This window comes from Lentzea sp. NPDC005914 (assembly GCF_040629405.1).
In the GTDB taxonomy this organism is placed as follows: domain Bacteria; phylum Actinomycetota; class Actinomycetes; order Mycobacteriales; family Pseudonocardiaceae; genus Lentzea.
In genome coordinates this window covers 21842-48432 of sequence record NZ_JBEXVQ010000054.1, presented here as the reverse complement: position 1 = coordinate 48432, position 26591 = coordinate 21842, and the positions used below count along the sequence as shown (strand labels likewise).

23 protein-coding genes are annotated in these 26591 nt (G+C 68.7%); 16 read left to right on the top strand and 7 right to left on the bottom strand.

Annotation, left to right across the window (positions count from 1 at the left end; genetic code table 11):
• The 4 genes from ABZ345_RS44230 to ABZ345_RS44215 form a co-directional block, all read right to left on the bottom strand.
• Window positions 1–627 carry a hypothetical protein gene (locus ABZ345_RS44230; protein WP_359861232.1) on the bottom strand — a complete coding sequence of 209 codons (627 nt, stop codon included), beginning with the start codon at window positions 625–627 and terminating at the stop codon, window positions 1–3.
• A gap of 109 nt (window positions 628–736) precedes the next feature.
• Window positions 737–1330, bottom strand: coding sequence for a hypothetical protein (locus ABZ345_RS44225; protein ID WP_359861231.1), 594 nt, complete (start codon window positions 1328–1330; stop codon window positions 737–739).
• Window positions 1327–2136 carry an LCP family protein gene (locus ABZ345_RS44220; protein ID WP_359861229.1) on the bottom strand — a complete coding sequence of 270 codons (810 nt, stop codon included), beginning with the start codon at window positions 2134–2136 and terminating at the stop codon, window positions 1327–1329. The genes ABZ345_RS44225 and ABZ345_RS44220 overlap by 4 nt, the downstream gene beginning before the upstream one ends.
• Window positions 2133–3530 (bottom strand): polysaccharide biosynthesis tyrosine autokinase, encoded by a 1398-nt coding sequence (locus ABZ345_RS44215; protein ID WP_359861227.1) that lies wholly within the window; start codon window positions 3528–3530, stop codon window positions 2133–2135. The genes ABZ345_RS44220 and ABZ345_RS44215 overlap by 4 nt, the downstream gene beginning before the upstream one ends.
• Before the next feature lie 255 nt (window positions 3531–3785).
• Between ABZ345_RS44215 and ABZ345_RS44210 the strand changes: the two genes are divergently transcribed.
• The 9 genes from ABZ345_RS44210 to ABZ345_RS44170 are packed head-to-tail and all read left to right on the top strand — an operon-like array spanning window position 3786 to window position 14934.
• Complete coding sequence (locus ABZ345_RS44210) at window positions 3786–5531, top strand: nucleoside-diphosphate sugar epimerase/dehydratase (RefSeq protein ID WP_359861225.1); 1746 nt, start codon at window positions 3786–3788, stop codon at window positions 5529–5531.
• Complete coding sequence (locus ABZ345_RS44205; RefSeq protein ID WP_359861223.1) at window positions 5528–6478, top strand: NAD-dependent epimerase/dehydratase family protein; 951 nt, start codon at window positions 5528–5530, stop codon at window positions 6476–6478. The genes ABZ345_RS44210 and ABZ345_RS44205 overlap by 4 nt, the downstream gene beginning before the upstream one ends.
• On the top strand, window positions 6475–7749 hold the full coding sequence (locus tag ABZ345_RS44200) for a nucleotide sugar dehydrogenase (RefSeq protein ID WP_359861221.1): 1275 nt from the start codon (window positions 6475–6477) through the stop codon (window positions 7747–7749). Before ABZ345_RS44205 ends, ABZ345_RS44200 begins: the two co-directional genes overlap by 4 nt.
• A gap of 2 nt (window positions 7750–7751) precedes the next feature.
• On the top strand, window positions 7752–10079 hold the full coding sequence (locus ABZ345_RS44195) for a glycosyltransferase family 4 protein (protein ID WP_359861219.1): 2328 nt from the start codon (window positions 7752–7754) through the stop codon (window positions 10077–10079).
• Window positions 10076–11170: a glycosyltransferase gene (locus ABZ345_RS44190; protein WP_359861217.1), complete on the top strand. Its 1095-nt coding sequence runs from the start codon at window positions 10076–10078 to the stop codon at window positions 11168–11170. Before ABZ345_RS44195 ends, ABZ345_RS44190 begins: the two co-directional genes overlap by 4 nt.
• Entirely contained in the window at window positions 11140–12537 is a 1398-nt protein-coding gene (gene wzy / locus ABZ345_RS44185; RefSeq protein ID WP_359861215.1) for an O-antigen polysaccharide polymerase Wzy, read from the top strand. The genes ABZ345_RS44190 and wzy overlap by 31 nt, the downstream gene beginning before the upstream one ends.
• Window positions 12534–13736: a DegT/DnrJ/EryC1/StrS aminotransferase family protein gene (locus ABZ345_RS44180; protein ID WP_359861213.1), complete on the top strand. Its 1203-nt coding sequence runs from the start codon at window positions 12534–12536 to the stop codon at window positions 13734–13736. The genes wzy and ABZ345_RS44180 overlap by 4 nt, the downstream gene beginning before the upstream one ends.
• Complete coding sequence (locus tag ABZ345_RS44175; protein ID WP_359861211.1) at window positions 13733–14323, top strand: sugar transferase; 591 nt, start codon at window positions 13733–13735, stop codon at window positions 14321–14323. Before ABZ345_RS44180 ends, ABZ345_RS44175 begins: the two co-directional genes overlap by 4 nt.
• Window positions 14320–14934, top strand: coding sequence for a NeuD/PglB/VioB family sugar acetyltransferase (locus tag ABZ345_RS44170; RefSeq protein ID WP_359861209.1), 615 nt, complete (start codon window positions 14320–14322; stop codon window positions 14932–14934). The genes ABZ345_RS44175 and ABZ345_RS44170 overlap by 4 nt, the downstream gene beginning before the upstream one ends.
• Here ABZ345_RS44170 and ABZ345_RS44165 read toward each other — a convergent pair.
• On the bottom strand, window positions 14899–16137 hold the full coding sequence (locus ABZ345_RS44165) for a hypothetical protein (RefSeq protein ID WP_359861207.1): 1239 nt from the start codon (window positions 16135–16137) through the stop codon (window positions 14899–14901). The genes ABZ345_RS44170 and ABZ345_RS44165 overlap by 36 nt on opposite strands.
• Complete coding sequence (locus tag ABZ345_RS44160) at window positions 16134–16613, bottom strand: hypothetical protein (RefSeq protein ID WP_359861205.1); 480 nt, start codon at window positions 16611–16613, stop codon at window positions 16134–16136. The genes ABZ345_RS44165 and ABZ345_RS44160 overlap by 4 nt, the downstream gene beginning before the upstream one ends.
• A gap of 145 nt (window positions 16614–16758) precedes the next feature.
• On the opposite strand from ABZ345_RS44160, the gene ABZ345_RS44155 reads away from it, so the two are divergent.
• Window positions 16759–22359: a hypothetical protein gene (locus tag ABZ345_RS44155; protein ID WP_359861203.1), complete on the top strand. Its 5601-nt coding sequence runs from the start codon at window positions 16759–16761 to the stop codon at window positions 22357–22359.
• A gap of 11 nt (window positions 22360–22370) precedes the next feature.
• Here ABZ345_RS44155 and ABZ345_RS44150 read toward each other — a convergent pair whose 3' ends face one another.
• Window positions 22371–22796: a hypothetical protein gene (locus ABZ345_RS44150; protein ID WP_359861201.1), complete on the bottom strand. Its 426-nt coding sequence runs from the start codon at window positions 22794–22796 to the stop codon at window positions 22371–22373.
• 290 nt (window positions 22797–23086) lie between these two features.
• Between ABZ345_RS44150 and ABZ345_RS44145 the strand changes: the two genes are divergently transcribed.
• The 6 genes from ABZ345_RS44145 (at window position 23087) to ABZ345_RS44120 (ending at window position 26578) form a co-directional block, all read left to right on the top strand.
• Complete coding sequence (locus tag ABZ345_RS44145; protein ID WP_359861199.1) at window positions 23087–23518, top strand: hypothetical protein; 432 nt, start codon at window positions 23087–23089, stop codon at window positions 23516–23518.
• A 2-nt stretch (window positions 23519–23520) separates the two neighbouring features.
• Window positions 23521–24210: a response regulator transcription factor gene (locus ABZ345_RS44140; protein ID WP_359861197.1), complete on the top strand. Its 690-nt coding sequence runs from the start codon at window positions 23521–23523 to the stop codon at window positions 24208–24210.
• 255 nt (window positions 24211–24465) lie between these two features.
• Entirely contained in the window at window positions 24466–24726 is a 261-nt protein-coding gene (locus ABZ345_RS44135; RefSeq protein WP_359861195.1) for a hypothetical protein, read from the top strand.
• Window positions 24690–25130: a 6-carboxytetrahydropterin synthase gene (locus tag ABZ345_RS44130; RefSeq protein ID WP_359861193.1), complete on the top strand. Its 441-nt coding sequence runs from the start codon at window positions 24690–24692 to the stop codon at window positions 25128–25130. The genes ABZ345_RS44135 and ABZ345_RS44130 overlap by 37 nt, the downstream gene beginning before the upstream one ends.
• Before the next feature lie 18 nt (window positions 25131–25148).
• A complete protein-coding gene (locus ABZ345_RS44125) occupies window positions 25149–25532 on the top strand; it encodes a hypothetical protein (protein WP_359861191.1) in 384 nt (127 codons plus the stop codon).
• A gap of 233 nt (window positions 25533–25765) precedes the next feature.
• Complete coding sequence (locus ABZ345_RS44120) at window positions 25766–26578, top strand: RNA polymerase sigma factor (protein ID WP_359861189.1); 813 nt, start codon at window positions 25766–25768, stop codon at window positions 26576–26578.
• The last annotated feature ends 13 nt before the right edge of the window (window positions 26579–26591 follow it).

Genomic DNA, 26591 nt, shown 5'->3' with positions numbered 1-26591 from the left:
CTAACCGTGCTGGCGTTGGCCTGACGGCTCCGGCGAGCACCGCGGACACCAGGGAGAGCCTGTGTGGTGGTTGCGCGACCTCAACCACCGTTCGAGCTCAGCCTCGGTGACTCGTCTGATCACCCGTGTCTCCTCCCACAGCGCGGCCATGATCCGGTCCAGGTCTCCGTTCAGCGGCCCGTGCCACGCCGCGTAGGCGTGCAGGTCCGCCCCAGGATGACCGGGGCCTCGCACTGGTGGCGCGGCCGGGCAGTCCCACCTGTGCGCCGTGCCGTTCTCGAGCAGATACGGGTGCGTCACCGGCGTGATGCTCCGTTGTTGCCGCTGCCATCGCTCCTGTGCGTCCTGGTGGTGGCGGAGTGCCTCTGGATAGACCGGCGCCGCGAGGTCGCACCAATAGCAGCAGCCGCTGTTCCACCGCGACACCTGGCGCACCAGTTCCGCCGCTCGATCGGGGCTGATCTCGCCGTCGGCGATCCGGTCGAGCAGCCACCGCACCGCCGAGGCGTCGAGCAGCCACCGCTCCGTGCCATCGGCCACCTGTCCGGTCTGCAACGCCCAGACCTGGGTGACGCACTGATGACCGCCCACGTCCAAGGTCAGTGACAGTGGTACCACGGTGGCCACATGTGCTCCTCGGAGAGACGGGCGTGCCGCCTGCTGGCGATCGGTAGTTGCGTATCGTCGGCGAAGCTGCCCGCGCAACGCGAGAACTGCCCCCGTTCGGGCGGATTGTTCACGCGTCGAACATCACGGTGAGCACCTCGTGCAGTGCGGCGCCGATCATGTCCGTGCTCTGGTGATGCACCCCGCGTGCCCGGCCGTACGGATCGGGCACGACGTCGTCGGTCTTGTTGACCCACATGACATGGCCTCGGCGCAGTGCCGCGGTCGAGACCGCCGCTCGTGCACGGAGCACGGGGTCGTCACCGGTGCGGCGCAGCGACACGGGTGCCAGCAGGCGGGCGAACTCCCTCAGGCAGAAGGTCGAGTGCAGCAGTGGTGGGTGCCTGGAGACGACCTCCGCACGTTGTTCGCGATCCGCTGTCAGCACCAGATCAGCCGAAGCCAGGGCGATCCGATCGAGATTGCGAGCGATGTGCGTCTCGCCGGCCACCCGCTCCACTCCCCATCTGGGCAGGTGGTCGCGGGTAAGCAAGTGCATCGCCGCTCCGGTCATGGCCTGAGTTCCCGCGCTCGCGACGACGAAGCGTCCGACCTGGTCGTTCGGCAGCCGCTGGGTGAGCAGGTGCCGTGTCAGCAACTCGGCGAAGGGCGAGCGGCAGATGTTGCCGGTGCACACGAACAGGATGCGGAAACTCGTCCTCATCGCGGGGTGCTCTCGAGATACTGCGTGATCTGGTTCTGGCGCAACGCCTCCCAGAGCTGACCGGAACGCGTGCCGTCCGAGATCGGCGCCGTGACGAACGTGACGGCGGAGGGGTCCAGCTCCCTCAGGCTGAAGGCGAGCGACTGCAGCGCGCTCATCGTCAGGATGTCGTCGAACTGGACGTACCTGCTCACCGTGTCGGCGAAGTCGTGTGCCTGGCTGGGGCTGCTGAGCACCCCGCTCGAAATGACCGTGGAGATCAGTGCTCGCAGCGCCTCCTGCTGCCGCTCGACAGAATCGGCGATGCTGGGATCGACCCGGCCGATTCCACCGACCACCTGCGCCAGCGCCCTGAAACCGGTGAGATCGGTCGTCGCGAAGTGGTCCACCCGAACCCCGGTGAGCGTCTCCACCGTGTTGACCATCAACGAGGGTCCGCCGAACGCGTACACCGAGCTCATCCTGGCCATGCCGTGTCCTGGAACTCCGACCCAGCTGTCAGGTGGGATCGACACGACGGTCGCCGCCTTGTGGTCTGGAGACAGCCGCACGAGCATGATCACTTGACTGCCGTCGGAGGACGGAGCGGAGTCGTTGCTCGCCAGCAGGAACGTCATGCCTTCCGTCCACCTGGGCGGACGCCGCACCGCGTCGAGCGAAGCGAAGACCGATGGTAGTTGTTGCATCTCTCGCCCTTCGTGAGTGACGACCCCGCACAGTCCGCTGACTGCCAGGCACAGCGTGATCGCCGACGCCACTGCCAGGCGTGTGCTGCTGGTCCGGTGCGCCGGCTCGGGGATGGTCATGGTCGGTGCTCGCGGTGCTCGCGGTGCGCACGGGTTCGCGGCAGGGGCACGGTCCTCGGTTCGTCGGTGCGCTGGTACTGGTAGGCCTCGCAGGCACGGGTCCTCGGTGTCATCGTCATGACCGTGCCGAGCAGTCGTGCCGACACAGCTTTGAGGTCGTTGACGGATTCCTCGACCTGATGCTTCGTGGACTTGCCGTGCCGCACGACCAGGATCGCTCCATCGCACCGGCTCGCCAGGATCGCGGCGTCGGTCACGGGCAGCAGGGGCGGCGTGTCCACGAGCACGACGTCGAAGCGGGCCGCCAGCAGGTCGAGCAGGTCCACGACGTACCGCGAGGCGAGCAGCTCGCTGGGATTCGGCGGGGGCGGACCGCTCGCGAGCACGGTCATGCCGCGGCGGCCGCACGGCTGCAGCGCTTCCTCGAGCGACGCGTGCCCGATGAGCACGCTGGTCAGGCCGATGGCGGACTCCAGACCCAGGTAGTCGCCGATGCGGGACGCGCGGAAGTCGGCGTCGACCACCACCACCGTCCTCCCGGCCTCGGCGAGGGTGACAGCGAGATCGCAGGTCAGCGTCGACTTGCCCTCACCCGGCATGGAGCTCGTGATGACGACCGTGCGGGCAGGTTGGTCGACATCGACGAACTGGAGGTTGGTCCGTATCCGCCGCAGCGACTCCGCGCGCGCCGACGAGGCGTGCGGATAAGTGATCACCGGACGGGCCGCGGCGCCCGGATCGAAGGCGACGGTGCCCAGCGACGGTGCGGCCACCAGGTCCTGGAGCATCTCCACCGACCGGACCGACGTGTCGAGCGCGTTGCGCACCAGCGCCCCACCGACGCCGGCGGCGAGTCCGATCAGGACACCGAGGACGCCGTTGCTCACCGGACGGGGAGACACGGGAGTGGTCGGCAGCCTGGCGGGTTCGATCACCTTCACCGCGACGGAGGGTTGACCACCGCCGGTCGGTTTCTCCAGCTCCGCGACGAGCCCGCTGAACGCCTCGGCCGCCGCGTCGGCCAGGTGTTGTGCCCGGATCGGCGACGGATCGGTGGCGGTGATCGACAGCAGCACGGTGCCCGGCTGGACGTCGGCTCGGATGGAGTCCGGCTCCGGTTCGAGCCCTCGGCGTTCGACGTCCTGACGGATGCGCCCGCTGGTGACCAGCCGCGTGTACGACTTCACCTTCTGCTGGGACATGAGGCTGCCCTGGTAGGCCTGGGCGGCGTCGCCGTCCACGTCCTGCGCCGAGACGAACAGCGTCACCTCCGCCTCGTAGACGGGGGTGACCGCCCAGGTGGCCGCCACAGCGGCGCCGGCGCCCAGTGCGAGGCCCGCTGTGACGACCCGCCAGCGTTCGCGGACCAGCAGGAGATAGCCGCGCAGAGACACGGGTTCCTTTCAGAGTTGGATCAGTATTCGGCCGGGGACGAGTGGTGAATTGTGCCAACAGTTTCAGGTTGTGCAAGTGAGTAACACTTCCGGGTAGTCGCGAGTAATGAACCACTGCCTCGGCGGTCTGAGCAGATCAAGTGTTGGTGTGCCAAGGTGGGAATGAGGTTCGATCCTGTGCCCTCGACCGGTTGGGGATTTCGGCTTCTGCTGTGGGGAATCGATTCCGCCGCGTGGATCGTTGCCATGGCGGCGGTGACCTGGTTCCGATACGCGTTGGAAGCAACGGACGTCGATGGCACACGATTTGTTCAGTTCGCTCTGATCGTTCTCGCCATTGCTGCCGTCGTCGCGCTGGCGGCGCACCTCTACAGCGGGCGTTACCCGGTGGGCAGTCTCGAGGAGGCGGTGCGGCTGGCATGGGTCGCCGTCATCACCGGTGTGGTCGCCGTGATCGTCGATCTGTACCCGGTGATTCCGCCCGTGCCCCGATCCGTACCTCTGACGTCCGCGTTCGTCGCGCTGTTCCTGGCTTGGGCGGGGCGCTGCACCCTCCGGCGGAGTCGCGAGCGCTGGGCGAGACCGGAACGGGCGTCCGCCCGGCGGGTGGTCATCCTGGGTGCGGGTGTCACGGGGGAACAACTGATCCGGTCGATGCTGAGCGACCCGGCGAGCGGCTACCTCCCCGTCGCGCTCGTCGACGACGACCCGGCGAAGCAGTCGCTGCGCGTCCGCGGCGTTCCAGTGAGCGGCACCAGCGAGGACGTGCTGACGGTTGCCTCACGCACGGGCGCGACGCTGATCGTCGTCGCGCTGCGCAAACCTGACCCCGTTGTGCTGCAGGAGATGTCCGCCCTCGCGCGCCAGGCGGGTCTTGGCCTGCAGGTGCTGCCGTCGCTGAACGAGATGCTCGGCTCCCAGGTGGGTGTCGCGGATCTTCGCGAACTCGACCTCGCCGAGTTGCTCGGCAGGCAGCAGGTCCACACCTGCGCCGACACGGCCGGTGAGCACCTCGCCGGCAAGCGGGTCCTCGTCACCGGCGCCGGCGGGTCCGTCGGATCGGAATTGTGTCGCCAGATTCACCGGTTCGGACCCGCGCAGCTGTTCATGCTCGATCGCGACGAGTCGGCGCTGCACGCCGTGCAGTTGTCGATCTACGGCGAGGCGATGCTCGACTCGCCGGACGTCGTGCTGGCCGACATCCGGGACGCCGAAGCCGTGCGGATCGTCTTCGCCCGCTGCCAACCGGACGTGGTCTTCCACGCCGCGGCGCTCAAGCACCTCACCGCCCTCGAGCAGTATCCGCTCGAAGCGTGGAAGACGAACGTGCTCGGGACGTACTACGTGCTCGAGGCCTCGCTGGCGGCGGGCGTGAGCACGTTCGTCAACATCTCCACGGACAAGGCGGCGAACCCGAAGAGCGTGCTCGGCAGCTCCAAGCGCGTCGGTGAGCGGCTCACGGCCGACGCCGCGACGCGTTCCGACGGCAAGTTCCTGTCCGTGCGGTTCGGCAACGTCTTCGGCAGCCGCGGTTCTGTGCTGAGCACCTTCACCGAGCAGCTGGCACAGGGTCGTCCGATCACCGTCACACATCCCGAGGCGAGCCGCTTCTTCATGACCATTCCGGAAGCGGTCCAGCTCGTGCTCCAGGCAGCTTCGATCGGCCGCTCCGGAGAGGCCCTGCTGCTCGACATGGGTGAGCAGCTGCGGATCGCCGACGTCGCCCGTCAGCTGATGGAGGTCTCCGGCAGGTCCGCACCGATCGTCTACACAGGACTGCGCGAAGGCGAGAAGCTGCACGAGGAACTGTTCGGGCCGGGCGAGCTCGACCAGCGCCCGTCGCACCCGTCCATCTCGCAGGTCGTCGTGCCGCCGCTCGATCCGGCCTATCTGCTGTCGCTCGCCGTGGACTACGGCGAGGTCGAAGTGATGACGGAGTGCGCGACCGGAACCGTCCCGGTACCGCGCAGTGCCCACAACGACGCGAGCGTGACGTTGTGAAGGTCGTCGTCACAGGCGGCGCAGGGTTCATCGGCGCCAACCTCTGCGTCGAGCTCGTGCGCAGGGGAGCACACGTGATCGTGCTGGACGACCTCAGCACCAGCGAGCGGAGCAACCTCGACGGGGTCGACGTCGAGCTGCGCGTGCGGTCGGTGCTCGACCGTCAGGCGGTGATGGACGCGTGCAGGGGTGCGGACTCGGTGGTGCACCTCGCAGCGGTTCCGTCCGTGCCGCGGTCGTTGCTGGACCCGCGGCGCAGTCACGACGTCAACGTGACGGGAACGCTGGAGGTGCTGGAGGCCGCCAGAACCGCCGGTGCGCACGTCGTGATCGCCTCGTCCAGTTCCGTGTACGGAAGCAACCCCCTGTTGCCGAAGTCCGAGGAGATGGCATGCCGGCCGATGAGCCCGTACGCCTCCAGCAAGCTCGCCGCGGAGTCGTACGCCCTGTCGTTCCAGCACTGCTTCGACCTGCCGTGCACGGTGTTCCGCTTCTTCAACGTGTTCGGACCACTTCAGCGGCCAGGGGACGCGTATGCCGCCGTCGTTCCCGCGTTCGTCTGGGCCGCCCTGCGCGGAGAGCCGCTCGTGGTTTTCGGCGACGGGAACCAGAGCAGGGACTTCACGTTCGTAGGCTCGGTCGTGGACGTGCTGGCCGACTGCGTCGCACGCACCGTCAGCTGTGCCAACCCGGTCAATCTCGCGTTCGGCACGCGGACCAGCCTCAACGACCTGATCTTCAGGCTGTCGGCGTTGCTGGGCCGTGAGTTGGACGTGGTGCACCGTCCTGTGCGCACCGGCGACGTACGGCATTCGCAGGCGTCCACAGATGCGTTGCGTCAGCTTTTCCCATATGTGCAACGGGTTTCACTGGAGGAAGCCCTGTGCAGGACGATCGAGTGGATGGAAGGGCTCGTCGCCGCGAAGATCTCGAGGTCGACCGCATGACCGCGACGTGTGGCCAGGACAAGCTCGTGGTGATCGGGCAGGGATATGTGGGCCTGCCGATCGCGATGCGGGCCGTCGAGACCGGGTTCTCGGTCGTGGGGATCGACCTCGACGCCAGCCGCGTCCAGTCGTTGCGGGAAGCGCGGTCCTACGTCGCCGACGTCCCGGACCACGAGCTCGCTGCGGCACTGGAGGGCGGACGCTATCTCCCGTCACAGTCCTATCTAGACGCAAAGGACTTCACGGCCGCGATCATCGCCGTGCCGACGCCGCTGACCCGCGGAACACCTGATCTCAGTTTCGTCGAGTCGGCGGCCACCGCCATCGCACCGCACATCCGCCGCGACTCGCTCGTGGTCCTGGAGTCCACCACGTACCCCGGTACCACGGAGGAGTTGCTCGTCCCTCTGCTGGAAGAGGGCAGCGAGCTCGTCGCCGGCGTTGACTTCGCGGTCGGCTACAGCCCGGAGCGCATCGATCCGGGCAACGTCCGCTGGACTCTCGCCAACACACCCAAGGTGATCTCGGGTGTCAACGAGTCCTCGCTGCGCGCCGTGGAGGCGCTGTACGCGAGGCTGGTCAGCACCACCGTGCCAATGTCGTCGACGAAGGAAGCCGAGTTCACCAAACTGCTGGAGAACACCTTCCGGCACGTCAACATCGCGCTGGTCAACGAGATCACCCTCTTCGCACGTCAACTCGGCGTCGACGTGTGGAAGGTGATCGACGCCGCGTCGACCAAGCCGTTCGGGTACATGCGTTTCACGCCGGGACCCGGCGTCGGCGGGCACTGTCTGCCGGTCGACCCGACCTACCTGTCCTGGCGGGTGCGTCACGAACTGCATCGGCCGTTCCGCTTCGTCGAACTGGCCAACGAGATCAACGACACGATGCCGGACCACGTCGTCAAGCGGATCTGTGCAGCGCTCTCCCGGCGTGGGAAGGACTTGGCGGACAGCGTGGTCGTGTTGCTGGGACTCGCGTACAAGGCCAACACCGGAGACGTCCGCGGGTCACCCGCGCTGCGCATCGCCGAACTCCTCGTGACGCTCGGTGCCCGGATCGAGGTGGTGGACTCCCACGTCGAGCATCATCGCTGCCCGCCGGGAGTGAAACCGATCGAGCTGTCCGAGGACGCGCTGCGGCTCGCCGACATCGTCGTCCTGCTCGCCGACCACGACGACGTCGACTACCCCCTCGTCGAGCGAGTGGCGGACTGCGTGCTCGACACCCGGCATCGGCTCACCGCGGCGCATGTGGAGTATCTGTGACGATGAAGGAATCAGCACCCGCCCGTCGGTTGCGCGTCGTGCTCGTGCTGAAGACCAACCGCGGATGTATGTGGACGACACCGCACGTCGACGCGTTGCTCGCGCGCGGGCACGACGTCGTCGCGGTGCTGCCGCCGGGCGACGGCCGGTTGCGGCGGGAGCTCGTCGACCGAGAAGTATCCGTTGTGGACAGTCCGTTCGACTTCCGGTTCCGGCCGTCCCTGCACACGCTGGCAAGTCTGCTGAGGCTGCGTGACCTGCTGCGGCGACTGGAGCCGGACGTGTTGCACTACCACCTGCTCGCCTCGGCGCTCGCGGTGCGGTTCGCCGGCTTCGCGACCGGGGTCGCGCGGGTGCACATGGTCCCCGGTCCGCTCTACCTGGAATCACGGTTGATCCGGCTGCTGGAAAGGATCACCGCACGACTGGACACCGTGACCATCTGCGGAAGCCGTTTCACCGCAGGGCGTTATCGCGAGCTCGGACACTCGCCCGCGCGCACACCCGTCGTGCCCTACGGTGTCGACACCGTCCTGTTCCGGCCTCCGAGCCCTGCCGAGCGCGTCGAAGCGCGTGCGCGAATCGGTGCGGGTGACGCTTTCGTGGTCATCATGGTCGCACTGGTGTACGCACCGAAGCGATTCGTCCACAAAGGACGTGGAATCAAAGGTCACGACGTGCTCCTCACGGCCTGGCAGAGGTTCAGCGCCGATCATCCGAACAGCCGCCTCGTGCTCGTCGGCGGCGGGCTCGACGAGGAGGGGGCGGAGTACCGCAGGGAGCTGTTCGCGAGGTTCCGGCTCTCCGACGACAAGTCGGTGACGTGGCACGACAGCGTCGACGACGTGCGGCCGTACTACGCGGCCGCGGACGTCAGCGTGTCGCCGTCCTTGTCCGACAACCACGGCGCGGCTTTGGAGGCAGGCGCCATGGGTGTGCCCAGCGTGGTGAGCGACGCCGGTGCCCTGCCGGAGGCCGTCGACCGCGCCACGTGCTGGATCGTGCCGAAGGACGATCCCGGCGCGCTGGTCGCCGCGCTGAAAGAGGCCTATGCCGAGCACAGGGCAGGCTTGTTGGCGGAACGGTCCTGCGCGGTGCGCGATCGAGTTGTGCGCTTCTTCGACAGCACGCGTGCGGCGGCCACTGTGGCCGATGTCGTCGAGAACGCCGCGGATGTTCCGGTCGCCCGCCCGCCTGGTGGCCGGCTCATCAGCCTCTTCACCGAGATGAGGTTCGGAGGCGAGACGGTCGTGCCCGGTGCCTTCGTGAGGTACCTGGACCAGGGTGACCGGCTGCGTGTGGTCGCGAGGACTGACGAACAGGACGCAGTCGAGAGCGAGGAACTGCGACCGTTGCAGGACTACCGCGGTCCGGCAGGGCTCCTGCGCGCACTGCCCCGGCTCGTTCCGGCGATTGCCGACGCGGTCGCGCGTGCCGAGGTGATCGTGCTGCAACAGCCCGGCGCGATCGGGTTCCTGGCCGCCATCGTGTGCAGGTTGTTGCGCCGCAAGTACTCCGTCGAAGTCGTCGGGGACGCGTTCGACGTGCTCGCCGCGGGGACGTTCGGCCCTGCAGGCAGAGTGGCGGCGAAAGCCGCGGCCCGCCTGACGGGGTGGGTCGTGGGTCGTGCGTCGGCGGTGTTGTACGTGACCAATTTCGTGCTGCAGCGCCGCTATCCGGCGACGCTCGGACGGTTCACCATCGCCTTGTCGAACGTGCGCATGGCCGAGGGCACGCTGCTCGACAAGCCGCGCGAGTGGCGCCCAGGACCCTTCTGCATCATCGCCGTCGGCACCCACGAACAGCTCTACAAGGGCCACGACGTCCTGCTGCGGGCGTTGCAGAGGCTGGTCGACTCGCGGCTCGACGTGCACGCCGTGCTGGTGGGCGGTGGCAGGCGACACGATGAACTGGTCGCCGTGGCCGAGTCACTCGGGATCGCCGATCGGGTCTCCTTCATCGGACCGGTGCACGACCTCCGGCTGATGACCGTGCTGCTGGACTCCGCTGACCTGTTCGCGATGCCGTCCCGTGCGGAAGGGCTGCCACGCGCGCTGATCGAGGCGATGGCTCGAGCGCTGCCCGCCGTGGGCACCTCGGTCGGCGGCATCCCGGAGCTGCTGGAACGCGGTTGCCTGGTCGACGCTGACGACGACGGGGCGCTCGCCCGTGTCATCGGGCGGCTGCTCACCGACCCACGTGAGTGGGAGCACCAGTCACGTCGCAACCTCGAACTCGCTCGCACATACGAGAAGACGTTGCTGGACGAGCGCTTCTCGACGTGGTTGTCGCACATTCCCGCGGCGTTGCCCGACAGGAGGATCACATGACGCAGGATCCCGTGAAGGTGGTACACGTCCTCGGGACGCTCGACCGCGGCGGCGTGGAGACCATCGCGTTGAGAAACTGCCGCGCGATCCCGGCTTCCCGCGTCGAGCAGACCTTCGTGATCCTCGGACCGCACGAGGGTCTGCTCGCCTCGTCGTTCCGCGCTGCCGGAGCCGAGATCCACCGCTGCCCCCTCAAACCCAAGGTGACTTTTCCGGTGCGGCTGTGGAACTTGCTGTGCAACCTGAGGCCTGACGTGGTGGAGTCGCACGTGGGCCTCACCAGCGGCCTTGTGCTCGCCGCGGCCTCGGCAGCACGCGTGCCCGTGCGGATCGCACGCATGCGCAGCGAGGGCGACGGGCGGCGCGACACCCCGGCGCGCAGGCTCCAACGAGCTCTGCTGCGGGAGATGATCTGCAACTCCGCCACCGACGTCATCGGCGTGACCAAGGCGGCGCTGGCGTTCGCTGATCCGCCTCCGCACGACCGCAGGTACCGCGTCGTGCCGAACCAGGTCGACGTCGACCGCTTCAGGTTCGTCCGCCGGGTTCGAGAGCCGGGTGCCTCGCCGGTGATGGGACACATCGGCCGTGCGTCCGCGGAGAAGAACCGCGCGTTCCTGATGGAGGTGCACAGGGAGGCTCGCCGCCGGCGTCCCGATGTGCGCCTGAGCATCGCCGGACCTGGTGGCGTCGAGGACCTCACCTCCGTCGCACCGCGCGTCGCGGCTGATCCGTCAGTTCACCTGCTGGGGCACACCGAGCGGCCGGAGGACGTGCTCTCCATGATCGACGTGCTGCTCCTGCCGTCACGTCGTGAGGGCTTGCCCGGCGTGGTGCTCGAGGCGCTCGCCTCGGGGGTGCCGGTCCTCGCGACCGACCTGCCCGGTCTCCAGGAGCTCGCGGACCGGCTGCGCGGTCTGCACCTGCTGCCGTTGTGCGTGGGGCCGGGCAGCTGGGCGTCCACGGCGCTCGCTCTGGCGAGCACCTCGGAGTCCGAACGGGCGCTGATAGCCGAAGGGATCCGCGACTCGGAGTTCGCCTTGTCACCGGACGACCAGTGGTGGCGGACGGTGTGGACCGCGTCGCGATGAGCGGTCCGCGCAGGCTTGCCGATGAGGCGGGAGCGATGCACGAGCGCCGTGGCCGATCCGAGGTGGAGCTGGGTGACCTGCCTGTCCCACCGGACGGCACGCTCACGCGTGAGCTACCGGCTCGCATCGCTTTGGTGGCAACGGTGGCGGTGGTGGCGGCCGTGGGGTGGCGTGTGCAGTCCGGCGACGTGGTGCCGGCGGCGGCGACTTTCTGGGCATCGTGGTCGCTGTGCCTCGCCGTGCTCGTGCGCGGGCATCCGCAGGGCGTCTACCGTCCCGCGGCGGCCTACCTGGTGTTGTTCGGCCTGTTCCACGGCGGGCTGTTGCTGAGCGTCGCGGTGCGTGGTGGCTCGGTTTCCGAGGACGTGCGATGGCTCGAGGACGCGCACACGCCGCAAGCCGTGTCGCTCGCCGTGCTCGGCATGGCCGGGTACACCGTGGCCGCCGGGCTGGCCGGTCGTGGCGCGCAACCGACGGCCGCTAGCCGCGGCGGCGCCGTGGAGGGGCCGCTCGGGGTGGCCGTCCAGCTGGCCGGGATCGGGATTTTCGCCTTCGCCCTGGTGCGCGCTGGTGGAATCGATCTCCTCTCGGGTGGCTACAACGCTTTCGTGGAGGCGAACGGAACCGACACCACGCTCGCGTTCGGCACCCTTTGCTCCGGGACGGGTGCGGTGCTGGCGGTGTCGGCGGGTGGGCGCGCGCGGGTCGCCGGCTGGGCCGGATTCATGCTGTACGCGGTGATCGCGCTTCCGCTCGGGACTCGGGGAGAGGTGCTCTTCCCGCTGGTGGCCATGGCGGTGATCGAGGCCAGGCGGCACCGCATTCGTCCTTTGTGGACGTCTGTGGGGGCTGTGGCGGTGCTCCTGCTCGCCGATGTGGTCCGACAGACCCGGATCGGTGGCCTGCTGTCGCCGTCGTGGTGGCTGACCGCACCTCTGGACGCCATCGCGGAGATGGGTTTCTCACTGCGTCCCGTGGTGGTCGTGCTCGGCTGGGACGAGCCGATGCGGGCCGGGGCGACCTTCGTCGCCGTGCCGATGCGTTTTCTCGAGTCGTTCCTCGGCTGGCACGGAGGACCACCCGCCTACGACGACAGGTTGTTCAACGTCGAGATCGCGAACCGGGCCGGACAGATCGGTGGCTCTCCCGTGGCTGAGGCGTTCCACAACTTCGGCACGCTCGGCGTGCTGCTGTTCATGACGGTGCTCGGTGCCTTGCTGGCACGGCTCGAGCGGCGGTCCGACGCGGTGCTGGGCGTGGTGCTGCTGCCGTTGCTGGTCCAGGTGCGCAACAGCTTCGCGCCGGTCCCCGTGCAGATCGGGATCGGGTTGTTGCTCGTCGCCCTCACCAGGGTGAGGCTCAGATGAGCGAGCTGGCTGTCCACGGCGGCGCACCGGTGCGCACGACCCCGATGGCCTCGTGGCCGTACTTCGACGACGAGGACCTGGAAACAGCGGCGACGGTACTGGCCTCCGGCCGGGTCAACTACTGGACCGGCGTTCACGGCAGGGCTTTCGAGACCGAGTTCGCCGCCGCCGTCGGAACGGACTACGCGGTGGCCGTCTCCAACGGCACTGTTGCGCTGGAACTGGCGCTGCGGGCACTTGGGGTCGGTCGCGGTGACGAGGTCATCGTTCCCGCGGCCACGTTCATCGCCACGGCGAGCGCGGTGGTCGCGGCCGGGGCGTGCCCCGTGATCGTCGACGTGGACCCGGTCAGCGGGTGCCTCACCGCGAGCACCGTCGCGGAGGCGATCACGGGCCGCACGAGGGCGATCATCGTCGTTCACCTCGCCGGGCATCCCGCCGACATCGATCCCGTTCTGGAACTCGCGCGCAAGCACGGCCTGCGTGTGGTGGAGGACTGCGCCCAGGCGCACGGGGCTGTCCACTGCGGACGGTCGGTCGGTGCCATCGGAGACATCGCCGCCTGGTCCTTCTGCCAGGACAAGATCCTCACCACGGCGGGCGAGGGCGGAGCGGTCACCACGTCCGACGAGTCGCTGTGGCGGCGCTGCTGGGAGATGAAGGATCACGGCAAGAGCTGGACGGCCGTGCATTCTCCGCACCCGCCCGGCTTTCGGTGGCTGCACGACAGTTTCGGCACCAACGCGCGCATGACGGAGGTGCAGGCGGCCATTGGACGCAACCACCTCCGCCGTCTCGGCGGCTGGGTGGCACGGCGAAGGGCGAACGCCGCGATCCTGCTGGATGCGCTGGCCGCCGAGCCGGCCGTCGAAATCTCCCTGCCGCCGGCCCGTGTGGAGCACGCGTACTACAAGTTCGTCATCCATCTGCGGCCCGAACTGCTGGTACCTGGCTGGACCAGGGACCTCGTGGTCGACGCCGTTCGCGCGGAAGGCGTTCCGTGCCAGCACGGTGGATGCAGTGAGATCTACCGCGAACGAGCGTTCGCCGCCGTGCCCGGCACACCGGAGGAACTGCCCGTCGCCGCGCGTCTCGGCCGCACTTCGATGATGCTGCTCGTCCACCCGACGTTGTCCAAGGCCGACGTGGAGGACACCGCCGCGGCGCTCACCAAGGTTCTCCGGGTGGCGACGGCATGATCCGGCGGATGGTGGACGTGGTGATCGCGGCGGCCGGGCTCGCGGTGCTCGCGCCTGTGCTCGCGGTGGTGGCCGTGCTGGTCCGCTGGCGGCTGGGCACGCCGGTGCTGTTCCGGCAACGGCGCAGTGGACTGCACGGCGCGGAGTTCTCCATCGTCAAGTTCCGCACCATGCGAGCGGCGCGATGGCCAGGGCAGCCCGATCGGGAGCGGGAGACCGGGCTGGGCGCCGTCCTGCGCCGCACGAGCCTGGACGAACTGCCACAGCTGGTGAACGTCCTGCGCGGTGAGATGAGCATCATCGGCCCGCGGCCGACGCTGCCGGAACAGGTGCGCCACTACAGTCCGCGCCAGCGAGCACGGCTCTCGGTCCGGCCAGGCCTCACCGGATGGGCTCAGGTGTCCGGACGCAACGCCTTGAGCTGGCCGGAGCGCATCGAACTCGACCTGTGGTACCTGGAGAACCGAAGCCGGCGGCTCGACCTGTTGATCATCCTGCGCACCGCCGGACAGCTGCTGCGGCCGCGCGGGATCACCGGAGCCGGCGGGGTCAACCCCAGGTTTCCCGAAGCGGAGGAGGCGGGATGACGGACTTCTACATCGCCGGCGCCGGTGGTGCGGGCAGGGAGGCATTGGACATCTGCGTTGCTCTCGGGCAGGAGGTCACCGCGTTCGTGGACGACGTCGTAGCCGGTCAGCTGGTGCGAGGACATGTCGTCTGTCTGCCGGAAGACACGGCTGCCGGGGCACTGTACGTCGTCGCGATCGCGGACACGGACGCACGCGTGAAGGTGTCCAGGCTGCTCGACGAGCTCGGTCTGCGAGCGGGCAAGCTGATCCACCCGAGCGCGGTGGTCGGTCCGTGCGCCATCTTGGGAGACGGGCTCGTCGTGCACGCCAACACGACGATCTCGAGTGGTGCCAGGATCAGCGCGCACTGCCAGGTGCACTACAACGCCACTGTGGGGCACGACACCGAGCTCGAGGACTACGTGACCGTGCTGCCAGGGGCCAACGTTGCCGGGAACGTGCGGCTCGAGACCGGGGCCACGGTGGGATCGGGCGCGGTCGTGCTGCAGGGCCGCACCGTGGGCGCGGGAGCCTACGTCGGCGCGGGGGCGGTGGTGACTCGCGATGTGCTGGCGGGGACGGTGGTCGTCGGATCACCGGCCGCGCAGCTGCTCGGCACCGGCCGCTGAGACGCGCCGCCGCAGCAACGTCCACGCCACAGTGGACAGTGCCGCGTACAGGACAACGGATCCCACCGCGACGCCGACGGCACCGCCCAGCGAGCCGGTGACACCGTAGACACCTATCGCGCCGGCAGCGCCCGCCGCGCCGAGGACGCCTGCCGCGGTGGTCCACCCGCCGCCGATCAGTCCTCGGCTCGCGACCACGAACGGCGCGAAGGCCACCTCTGCGGCGACGAGGACCACCAGCAGCTCACGGGCGTCGCCGAACGCCTGCCCGAAGAGCGGAACCACGAGCAGCCACGCCGCGAACACCACCAGCAGGCCGGCGACGGCGGTCGTCGCCAGCGCGAGCAAGGTCGTTCTGACCAGGTTGGGCGCTCCCCGTCCCAGGGAGATGTCCCGCAGGCACATCTGACCGAGTGCGGCCGAGACCATCCGGGGGACCTCGCCGAGCGTGGCCGCGAGCGAGTAGACGCCGACCGCCGCAGTGCCCGCCGTGAGCCCGATGACGTACCTGTCCGCGCGCAGCACGACCACGAGCCCCATGGACAGTCCGAGCGTCGGCGCACCGAGGCGCAACAACCCGATGACGGCGCCGCCGGAGACCGGCGCCCACTTCAGCAACCCACCACGCCGCAACGCCGCGGTTTCGGCCACCAGCATCACGGCGACACCGCCTGCCTGAGCGAGCAGGAGGGACGCGGCGCTCCCGGCTCCGGAGGCCAGCAGCACACCGGCGAGTCCGCCCGCGCTCGTCACCGCGGCCGCCACCCCTCCGCGGTGGAACCGGCCGTCGGCGAACCACGCGTCGACGACCTGGCCGGCGACCATCTGGGAAGCGGTGTAGCACCCGACTGCGACGAGAAACGGCGGTCTGGCCAGCGCGAGGTCGATGAGCGAGGCGGAGGCGGCGGTGCTCGCCACACCCAGCAGCGCTGCTGACAGTGCTCCTGCCGCGGAACACCGCGCGAACGCGGAGGCCAGTGCGGGCCGGTCACCGTCAGGCAGGCAGAGCTGCCGGCGGAACGCTGATCCGGTGCCGAATCCGCCGATCAACGCGCAGAGGCTGCCGATCGTCATGCCGAGCACCATGACCCCGCGTTCGTCCGGGCCCAGTGCACGGGTTGCGACGAGCGCGGCGCCCGCGTTGCAGGCGAGCTGTGCGGCGCTGGTGCCGGACATCGTCATCAGCTGCCCGAGTCGTGTCATTGCGCGGCGTGACGTCCTGTGGGTACGGCGGTGTCGAGTGCGCACAGACGCCACGCGACCTCCACCGACGAATCGAGGCAGCGGACCAGGTGCCACGGCGTGTCGGCCGCCCACCGCCGTTCGTCGGTGACGGTGAGGTTGGTCCTTCCCGTGCAGTTGTCGGAGAAAGCGATTCGCAACGCATGATCGCTGTCTCTGCGGGCCTCGTCCACGGTCATTCCGCTCAGCCGTGACAACACTTCCAGGTGGTGCGGCCGGACACGTCTGTCCCGGCCGGACACGCCGAGCCGCCATCGGTAGTCCTCGCCGAGGAAGGCACACGCCTCCGTGCCGTCGAACCGCACCTGCCAGTGCGTGCTCAGGTCGAGGCGCAGTTCGTAGTCGCGTTCATCGCTGTAGAAGACCAGGAAAGGCGTGCGTTGCCGTTCCCCCACCGCCACCACGAACGTGCCCGCCAACTCCGCTGGGTTCGCCATCACATGGGGCATTCTCGCCTCATCGGACCAGGTCATGAGCCCTTTTTCACACGAAGTCGTGAGATCGGTTCTTTGCGCGTAATCCGTTTTCTCCCAGGGGTCTGCACTCAGAAGAACCGATGTGTGATCACTGGAGGAAGTACTGATGTCCCGTTGGACGCGGCTGGCTGGAGTCTGCGCCGTAGCCCTGCTTCTCGGCACCGCTCTCACCCCGTCGCTCGCCGTCTCGGCTCAGCAGGAGGAAAAGCCGACCGGCCCCGCTGACACACGCCTCCGATCGCCACAGACGTTCTTCGCCTACCTCGAGCCCGGCGAGAACCTGGACGTGTCGTTCGTCAAGGACGACGATCTCGCCGGCAGCCTCGCGCAAGATCTCATCGTCGCGGTGCGCCGGCCCTCGGGCGCCGATGTCAGCTGCACGATCTCCGACAGCGATCCCGAAGGCGCCACGTGCGCGTGGTCCGGTCTCACCGCCCCGGCCGCCGGAATCTGGGCGGTGGAAATGACCACGTCGGCCTGTCCCTCGACGGGAATCTGCGGGAGAGACAGCTATCGCTGGGACATCACCGTGCGGAGTGGTGCCACCGACGTGCCGGGCCGCGTGTGGTCCGAGCGGTTCGCGATGAACCAGGATCCGTCGTCACCGCCGGTGGACATCTCCTTCTGGTACCAGAGCGAGTTCGGCTACACCTACCGCGCGACCTATCGCGGCTACCACGGCATCGACTCGACGTTCGAGGCCGACAGCTTCGGCATCGTGCAGGCCGGCACCTGCACGTCCGCCTACCAGAGCAGTGCCACGCTGCGGCCGGCGGCGGGTGCGTGCGGCGGCACGTTCAAGCTCTTCTTCGAGTCTCCCTCACCGGATCTCCCTCCGGTCGCCACGCGCTGGAACGGCGCCACGGACTGGATCAGGCAACCGGCACCCGCCACTCCGGTGATCACAGGTGGCACGTTCACGCCTTCGGCGCCGGGTACCCGCGCGGGCACCCTCGCGTTCGACCTGAGCGGCTACAGCGGTCCGCTCACGGTGCACGTCGACGTCAACGACGACGGTGATCACACCGATCCCGCCGACCGCACGCTCCCGGTCACCGCGAACGCCGGCGCCGTCGAGGTGCCGTTCGACGGACTCGACGGCGCCGGCGCTCCCATTCCCGCCGGACAGTCCTTCTCGTTCGAGGTCGTGGCGGACAGGGTCGCCGAGATCCACTTCATCAACACCGACGCCGAGCTGCGCGGCGGTGGCATCGACGTGCTCCGGCTGAACGGTCCCGACCTCGGCAGGACGACCCTGCAGTGGAACGACACCGCCTTCCCGAATCCCGACCCCGGCCGGTGCGGCGCCACTCCGCTCACCGACGGACGCGGCGGCATCGGCAGTGCGGGTGGTGTGCACGGCTGGGACCTGGGTACGTGTGGCAGCGTCGCCGGTGCCGACGCCGACGACGGCGTCCGCGGAGCGTGGGGTGACCTGCGGGCGATCGAGGAGTGGACGTACGTCCCGGTCCTGGTCACGCACAAGGTCCGGGTGCCGGGCCGGGACATCTGGATCGCCAAGACGGCGAGCAGGTCGGCTGCGCAGCAGGATGACGTCGTCACCTACACGATCACCGTTGAGCACACGGGCGACCACGTCCACACCCTCACCGGTCCGGTCGCGCTGACCGACGACCTCTCCGGGGTTCTCGACGACGCGAAGATGGAGGGCCTGCCGGTGGCGACCTCCGGCACGGCGTCTTTCGTCTCGCCGGTGGTGTCGTGGTCGGGTCCACTGGAGCCGGGAGAAACGGCGACGATCACGTACTCGGTGCGGGTGAACCGGCCGGACCTCGGCGACAGGAGGCTTGTCGACGCCGTCAGGTCGGGCACTCCTGGCACCGACTGCGCCGCGGCGTCTGCGAATCCGGCCTGCGCGACCGTCGTGCACGTGCCGAGCCTGAAGATCGTGACGACTGCGGACCGGGCCGAGTTCGAGCCGGGAGGCACCGTCCTCTACACGGTCACGGTGACCAACGACGGTCAAGTTCCGTTCACCGCAAGCGATCCGGCGAGCTTCTCGGACGATCTCACCGACGTCCTCGACGACGCGAAGTTCGCCGTGGACGAGGTGACGGCGTCCGCGGGCACCGTCGACTACGACTCGCCCGTGCTGAGGTGGACCGGTCCGCTGGACGTCGGCCAGACCGCGTCGGTGACCTATCCGGTCGCCGTGACCAGTCCGGACACCGGCGACCGGACACTCCGCAGCACCGCGACCGGATCTCCCGGTGTGGCACTGACCTGCGCCGCGTGCGAGGTGGTGTTGCCGTCCAACACCGTGTCTGTGAGCAAGAAGGTGTTCGGCAGGACGCTGAACCCGGACGGCTCCTTCACGCTCGTCTACGACGTGGTGGTCACCGGAGGTGGCTCGGCTCCGTCCACCTACGACCTCAGCGATACGCTCCGGTTCGGTGCGGGGGTCGCGGTGAACGCGACGAGCGCGCTCGACCTGAGCGGGGCGACCGTCCCCGCCGGCTGGGACGGCATCGGCGAGACGTCGGTGGTGACCGGTGTGAGCATCGCTCCCGGTGTGAGTCACACCTACCGGCTGACTGTGATCGCGACACCGAGCGCGGCGGTGACGAGCGCCGCCGCCGACTGTTCGCTGGACGCGGGCGAAACCGGCACCGGCTTCCACAGCACGGCCACCGTGACCGGCACCGGCGGATCCAGCAGTGCCACCACCTGCGAGCCGATTCCCCTGCCCGCCTTCGGCAAGGTGGCGCAGCCGGAGTCGCCGAAGCCCGACGGCGACGCGCTGAGCTATGGCGCCGGTCTGTCGATGGAGCCGACGTCCGCACGGTCCGCGGTCACGGATCCCGCTTGGGACGAAGCGGCTGCCGCAGTCTTCGCGTCCGATGTGGACACCGAGCGAGGTAGCCGGTACGCCCACTTCGCGGCCGCGGGCGCGACGGTGGCACCGGAAACCGAGGTGGCGGCGACGGACTGCACGATGACGGAAGGCGAGAGCGCGACCGATTTCTCCGGCATCGCGACGCTGACCGGCAACGGCCGGTCTCGGCAGGTGGACGCGTGTGCCGAGGAACAGAACCTCGTCGTCGCCATGCAGGCCGCAGGCACTCCGGTCCCTGGTGAGGACGGCACCTTCACCCAGACCTACGACATCACCGTCCGCAACCGCGGCGCGGGTCCGGCCGTCTACGATCTCGGCGACCAGCTGTGGTTCGGCAAGGGTGTCGCGGTCGAGTCCGCCGCGGCGGTGAACACCACTCCGGGTTCACTGCCGGTCAAGCCCTCGTGGGACGGAGCGGCGGACACACTGCTCGTGAGCGCGGTCGCGATCGGTGCCGGCGTCACGCACGTCTACCGCATCGCCGTGGTGATCACTCCCGATCCGGACGTCACCACCGGTGCGGCCGCGAACTGCGGCCTCGACCCCGGTGAGACGGGCACGGGCTTCCGCGCCATCGCCACCCTGTCGCACGACGGCCGGGCACAGCAGGCCGTCGCGTGCACCGCGCCACCGGCGATCTCCGTCGACAAGGGCGTGACCGCCACCGTGCCGAACAGCGACGGCACCTACACGATCACGTACGAGATCGTCGTGACGAACGACGGCTCGGGCGCCGGCCACTACGACCTGGCGGACTCGCTGGAACACGGTGCCGGTGTGGAGTTGGTCGGCGTGGATGTCGTGACCCCGCCCGCCGCGGGGCCGAGCACGGGGTGGGACGGCACGAACGACGCCCTTCTCGCGGGGAACGTGGCCATTGAAGGCAACTCGAGCCACGCCTACACGGTGACCGTGGTCGTCGCGCCACCGGACGAAGCAGCTCCGGGTGCGCTGGACTGCTCGCTGGACTCGGGCGAGAGCGGAACCGGTGCGCGGAACACCGCCAGGGTGACGAGCAACGGTGTGGTGAAGGAAGCCACCGCGTGTGCGGCTTTCGCGCATCTCTCGATCACGGAAGCGGTGCTGCCCGGCTCGCCGAGGGCGAACGGCGATGCCACGTTCACCGTCGCCTACCAGATCGACGTGCGGAACTCCGGTGCCGAGCCGACGACCTACGACCTGACCGAGGAACTCCTGCCCGGCAAGGGCATCAGCGTCGTCTCGGCGACCACGACGGCAAGCCCCGGCTGGAACGGGGCCGATGAGCAGAAGATCGCGAACGGCGTCGCCATCGGCGCGGGGGAGCGTGACATCTATCTGCTGACGGTCGTGTACGTGGTCAACGTCGTGTACGCGACGAGCACCACCACGGACTGCCAGGTCGAAGACGGGGAGATCGGATCCGGGTTCGCCGGCCGCGCCATCGTGACGGGCCTCGGCCTGCCCCGCACGGCTTCGGCGTGTGCCGAGGCCCCCGTCTTGTCGATCAATCACACGATGACGGGGCTCACTCCGCACGAGGACGGTTCCCACACCGCGGTGTACGAGATCGCCGTGACCAACCTCGGTGCCGGAGCGGGCCACTACGACCTGACCGACGACCTCAAGTTCGGATCCGGCGTCGAAGTCGACAAGGCCGCGGTGAGCGCGATCGGCGACGCCCCAGCCCCGGACAGCGGGTGGCACGGTGCGGGCGGCCTGATCTCGGGTGCGCGGATCGACGGCGGTGACACCCAGGTTTACCGCGTCACGGTCGTGCTGACATCGGAGGCCACCGGCAAGGCGGCGGACTGCGTCGTGGATCCGGAGGAGAGCACAACCGGTCTCCGCAACGTCGCGACGATGTTCACCAACGGTGTCACGGAGCAGGCGGTCGGGTGTGGTTCGATCGCCGGGGTCTCGGTGGCGCAGGACGTCGTCCGCACCACTGCGCTCGGCGACGGTTACCAAGAGATCAGCTACCGGATCACCGTCACCAACGACGGCGTGGCACCGGCCACCTACAGCCTCCACGACACACTGAGGTACGGCGTGGACACCGCGGTCCGCTCCGCCGTGATCGACGGCGCGCACGAGTGGAACGGCGCTCTCCAGCCCGTCGTGCGCACCGATGTTCCCCTGGCGGCGGGAGAACGGCATGTCTACGCCGTCAAGGTCGTCGCGGCGCCTCCCGCGAACGCACGTGCCGAGTCGTTCGACTGCGTGCTCGACCCCGACGAGGAGGGCACCGGTGCGCTGAGCACCGCGGCGGTGGTGGTCGACGGTGTCGCGAAGTCGGCCAGTGCGTGCGCCCCGTTCCCCGGAGTGACGATCACCAAGGAGGTCCTGCCCGGCTCGCCGAAGGTCGGGCCCGACGGCGACGTCGTCGTGGACTACCGGATCACCGTCGTGAACGGCGGCGCCACCGACATCACCTACGACCTGGATGACCGGCTTCACCTCGGGAACGGGACGGAGGTGGCCAGCCTGGTGGTGCGGATGAGTCCTGATGTGGCTCCCACGAACCCCGGCTGGAACGGCCGCTCCGACTTCTGGATCGCTCGCGGTGTGCGTCTCGCGTCGGGCTTGGGCCACAGCTACGTCGTCACCGCGCGCGTCGTGCCCGATGAGCCGGACGACGACGCGACGAGCTGCGCACCGGATCCGGGAGGGGACGGCAGTGGCCTGCGGGACGAGGCGACCGTGACCGCCAACGGGACCGCGCTGACCACCGAGGCCTGCGCGCCGTTTCCCGTCGGCGAACTCGCCGCGTCCGGTATGGACATCAGGTCGCTCTGCGGTATTGGCTTCGCGTTGCTCCTCGCGGGAGTTCTGCTGGTGTTCGCCGCCGGCCGCCGCCGGACCGAGTGACGCACTGCGCGTCAGCTGGAGCGGATGGCGTCCGGGTGCATGCACTGTCCGATCTCGACAGTCGTGCGGATCGTGGTGAGCAGCGCCGGGCCGTCCGCGTTGAGCCCGACGAGACCGCGGACTCCGTGCAGCCGGGCCCAGGCCGCGGCCACGGAGTTGCGGCTGTTCCTGCGCAACAGCGCCACGATCACCAGGTCGGGGAACATCGATGTCAGCAACAGCGACAGGTCCCACCGCGGATCGCTCGCGGAGTCGAGCAGCAGCACATCGGGTTCGTCCATCTGACACAGGTGGATCGCGGCGTCGCTGTCGGAGGCCGAGCCGATCCACGTCAGCTCCCTGCTCTCCCGGATGATCGGGGCGACGCCTCGCTCCAGCGATGACGCGGAGCTGATCACGGCGACGCGCAACACGCGAGCCGGCATGGTACTGATCACGATTGATTCCTCCTACTGCGGCCACACGCCGCAACGACGTTGGTAGACACCGGCTTTGCGGCTCGCTTATGCGTGTCCGCCGAAGTTCGCCCGCTTCGGTGAACTCCGGTCAGCCCGCGTAAGGGGCTCGCTCATCAAGGTCATCAAACGTTGTGCGCCGATCAGCGCGCGGTGAGTCACGTGGTGAAGGAGTCGGCATGTCGCGCCGGAAGGCAGCGGGCAAACATCGATTGGTGCGACCGAAGAAGGAGGTGCGCTCCAGGTGCGGTGACTGTACGAAGAGGGGGCTCGTGGGTGCTCTTCTCGTGCCGCTCGCGATCCTGGCCGGGGCGGCGTTCGACTCCGTCACCAAGGCGCCCGACGCGGTCGCCAAGGTGATCGAGAGCGTCGGCGCCGGCGAGCCGGACACCGTGATCGTGACGACGACGGTGGCGATTCCAGCGCGCCAGGAGGGGTCCTCATCCGCGTCGGACGCGGTGGCCGCGCCGGACGCGGTCGCCACAGCCTCGGCCGCCGAACCGCAAGCAGTCGCCGCGCCGCCGCGGACGATGAGTGAGGCTTTGGCCGCGGAGCCTTGTGTCACAGCACGTGGCACGGGATCGCATGCGTCGAAGGAACCGCCGGTGGCCGGCATGTCGGTGACTGTCCTACCTGGACGATCAGGAGAGAATCGGGACGGGGACGAGAAATCCCGGCCTGGCCGACCGGCGCGTTGCGGGTGAACATGACGCAGTCGCTGGCCGCGGCCAGACTCGACACCTGCCGCCAGAACCGGGGCAGACCGCTCCGCGTCGCACTCGTCGACTCGGTGCCGTTGCTCCGCAGCGGTGTCCAGGCCGTCGTCGCCGCGGACCCGAGTCTCACCTGGATCGGCGCGGTGAGCGGCGCGCTCGCCGCCGTCGAGATGTGCGACCGAGAAGCGCCGGACGCGGTCCTGGTCACGTCCGCCAGCGATCCGAGTTGGAAACTCTGCGAGCTGCTGACACGTCTGTTCAACGGCATGATCGTCGTGGTGCTCATCGGTCCGGAGGCGAGAGGCGCCGAGGCGATGGCTCGGGCACGTCTGCACGGGGCTCGGTCGCTGGTGCCGATCGAGGCGGACTCCGACCGCCTGGTGACAGCGATCAGGCTCGGTGTCGATCTCGGCGACTTCGTCGATCCGCAGCTGCGCGGCTGCTTCGCTCCCGTGCGACTGTCCGCGGTCGTCCGTGGTGGCAGGCCGTTGTCGCGCCGGGAGCTCGAAGTGCTGCACCAGGTTGCGAAGGGGCGAACCGCCGCGGAGATCGCCGCCCGTCTCGGCATCGGCACGGAGACCGTTCGGACGCACGTGAACCACGTCCTGCGCAAGCTCGAGGCACGCGACCGGGCACACGCCGTCGCGAAGGCTTTCGAGATGTCCCTGCTGTCCCGCTGAAGCGGAAACCCCTCCGGGTGACTCGGATGGCGGGGCCGTAATGAGGCCGTGGCCCCGAGGTCCACATTCACGGCGACGGATGCCCCGTTGCGGCCGGTTCTTCGGGCTTGACCGGTCGTCACGCCGTCGCTCCCCCGGGCCGTGGTGGTGAGTTCCTCTCCTTCCTCGCCACCACGGTCCTCTACCCGCGTTCCCGGTCGGATCGACGAGGAGCTGTTGATGAGGCACCACTTTCGAAAGTGGCCACGGTTGTCGATGTTGCTGAGGTCGGAGCGGCGCCGATGTGCGGTGTCGTCCACCTCCGAGGCCACGATCGACGAGCGGCGTCAAGCGAACGTGGTGGTCCGGCTCGGCCGCGGCTGCGTCGCGGTGGAGGGAGCGTCCTTCGGCCCCGTCTACCTGTCACCGCTGCAGGTAGGTCGCATGCGTGCGGCGCTCCGGGAGGCCGCCACGCAGTTGGCGGACCAGGGAAGTCGGCTGTGCACCGCGGCGGATCCGTTCGCGCGACGCTCGTGAAGTGGGACATGTACGAGATCGTCGAGCACTACAACTTCGTTGCCACACACGAGATCTCAGGCCTGCGTCCGACTCATCCGTGTCACGGCGTGCACATGCATCAGTGGTCGGTGGAGGTCGTCCTGCACTCGGCCGGCCTGCTGCCCACCGACGCGCCGGCCGAGACCGCGGCCCTCGAGCCGCTGCGGCGCTACGTCATGAGCGAACTGGAAGGTCGTCACCTCAACGATCTGCTGGTCGGTGATCCGACGCCGGCGAGGCTCGCCGGTCATTTGGCCGGCTGGTGCCGCTGCAACCTCGCCCCGTACGTGGTCGAGACGCTGCACGGCGTCTCGGTGTCGGCCGGACGGACGTCCCGTGGCCGATACCTGGTGTCCAGGGGCCACGGCAACAGTCATCGATGACAGGGAAGCGGTGCTGCTGTGATCAGTCCTGAGTACCTCGAAGCCGTCAACAGCCACCCTGCCCTGGCGAAGCTGGCGTCGATGGCGTGGCCGGGTACCGGTTGGACCTTCGTGCCGGTGTTCGTCTCCGGTTTCCAGTGCATCGGCGGCTTTCGCGAGCGGCGAACCGTGACCGACACGATCATCGTGCGCGCGCTGGACGACGTGACGGTGGCCCGCCTGCGCAACGAGGACTGTCGCGGGCCGCGGCACTCATCGGTGTCAGGTGTCCTGTGGGAGTACACCGGCACGCTGTGCGACGCCATCGACGAGCTGCACGCGTTGCCGGACCCCGACGACCCGATGGCGCCGAAATTGCTCCGTCCGACGTCGTCGATGTTCGTGATCAATGACAAGAGATGAAAGCCCGTGTCCAATCGTGAACTCAATGCACAAGATTGAGTTTCCATTATCATCCCATTGGGGGGTGTTGCCCATGAGAGGTCTGCCGACTTCGTCCGGCTGCGTCACCACGGCGCGCCGACCGAGGGGAATTCAGATCACGGTCAAGGCTTGCGCGCTGCGTTCCGTCTGGTCTGGATGTAGTTTTGCCTTGCGCATTGTCAGTGACGATCGCAGAACAAGGGGCAGGTGAGATGAACGAGGATCTCGACGACCGTGACGAGCAGAAAACCTGCAGTTCGGACTCGTCTCTCCTGCATGCCGTCCGGGCCGGCGATCGGAATGCCTTCGGTGAGTTGTACCGCAGGTACCACGCCTGTGCGCACAGTTTCGCGTGCCGGCTGCTGGGCACGTCGCAGGGAGCGGACGACCTCGTCGCGGAGGCCTTCACCAAGGTGCTCAACCGGATCGTGTCCGGTGGCGGACCGGCCACGTTGTTCCGCGCCTACCTGCTGACCACGGTGCGCACCACCTTTTACAAGCAGCTCGCCGTCGATCGTCTGGTCGATCGCCAGGCTGATCTCTCCGAGCAGGTGGTGCCGATCATCGACCGGGATCTCCTGATCGAAAGGCTGGACGCGGACCTGGCGTTGCGGGCGTTGGAAAGCCTGCCGGACCGGTGGCGGACCGTGCTGGTCCAGCTGGAGATCGAGAAGAAACCGACCTCGATGGTGGCGGGCCTGCTCGGCATTCATCCGAACGCGCTGGCCGCGCTCGCCTTCCGGGCACGTGAGGGGCTCCGCGTCGCCTACCTGCAGATGCACGTCAACTCGACGGGGGCGGCGGAGTGCAGGCTGTCCGCGAGCAACCTCGCCGCGTGGCTGTGCGGCCGGCTCGGCCAGGGACTGCGGGTTCGCGTCCAGCGGCACATCGCCACCTGCGGCCGATGCACCAGCGCGGCCCGAGAGGTCTCCGAGTTGTTGACGCAGCTGCGTCGGTCGGCGCCGTTGACCGTCGCGGCGCCCGAGACACCGAACATGCAGTTGGCCGATTCTTTTCGTGCGTAGCGCACCCTTGCGT

What these genes read in the sequence shown, in the direction of transcription:
- ABZ345_RS44225 (WP_359861231.1), bottom strand. Translation starts at nt 1,330, where the DNA reads ATGAGGACGAGTTTCCGCATCCTGTTCGTGTGCACCGGCAACATCTGC.
- ABZ345_RS44220 (WP_359861229.1), bottom strand. Translation starts at nt 2,136, where the DNA reads ATGACCATCCCCGAGCCGGCGCACCGGACCAGCAGCACACGCCTGGCA.
- ABZ345_RS44200 (WP_359861221.1), top strand. Translation starts at nt 6,475, where the DNA reads ATGACCGCGACGTGTGGCCAGGACAAGCTCGTGGTGATCGGGCAGGGA.
- ABZ345_RS44195 (WP_359861219.1), top strand. Translation starts at nt 7,752, where the DNA reads ATGAAGGAATCAGCACCCGCCCGTCGGTTGCGCGTCGTGCTCGTGCTG.
- ABZ345_RS44190 (WP_359861217.1), top strand. Translation starts at nt 10,076, where the DNA reads ATGACGCAGGATCCCGTGAAGGTGGTACACGTCCTCGGGACGCTCGAC.
- ABZ345_RS44180 (WP_359861213.1), top strand. Translation starts at nt 12,534, where the DNA reads ATGAGCGAGCTGGCTGTCCACGGCGGCGCACCGGTGCGCACGACCCCG.
- ABZ345_RS44175 (WP_359861211.1), top strand. Translation starts at nt 13,733, where the DNA reads ATGATCCGGCGGATGGTGGACGTGGTGATCGCGGCGGCCGGGCTCGCG.
- ABZ345_RS44170 (WP_359861209.1), top strand. Translation starts at nt 14,320, where the DNA reads ATGACGGACTTCTACATCGCCGGCGCCGGTGGTGCGGGCAGGGAGGCA.
- ABZ345_RS44165 (WP_359861207.1), bottom strand. Translation starts at nt 16,137, where the DNA reads ATGACACGACTCGGGCAGCTGATGACGATGTCCGGCACCAGCGCCGCA.
- ABZ345_RS44160 (WP_359861205.1), bottom strand. Translation starts at nt 16,613, where the DNA reads ATGGCGAACCCAGCGGAGTTGGCGGGCACGTTCGTGGTGGCGGTGGGG.
- ABZ345_RS44155 (WP_359861203.1), top strand. Translation starts at nt 16,759, where the DNA reads ATGTCCCGTTGGACGCGGCTGGCTGGAGTCTGCGCCGTAGCCCTGCTT.
- ABZ345_RS44140 (WP_359861197.1), top strand. Translation starts at nt 23,521, where the DNA reads ATGACGCAGTCGCTGGCCGCGGCCAGACTCGACACCTGCCGCCAGAAC.
- ABZ345_RS44135 (WP_359861195.1), top strand. Translation starts at nt 24,466, where the DNA reads ATGTTGCTGAGGTCGGAGCGGCGCCGATGTGCGGTGTCGTCCACCTCC.
- ABZ345_RS44120 (WP_359861189.1), top strand. Translation starts at nt 25,766, where the DNA reads ATGAACGAGGATCTCGACGACCGTGACGAGCAGAAAACCTGCAGTTCG.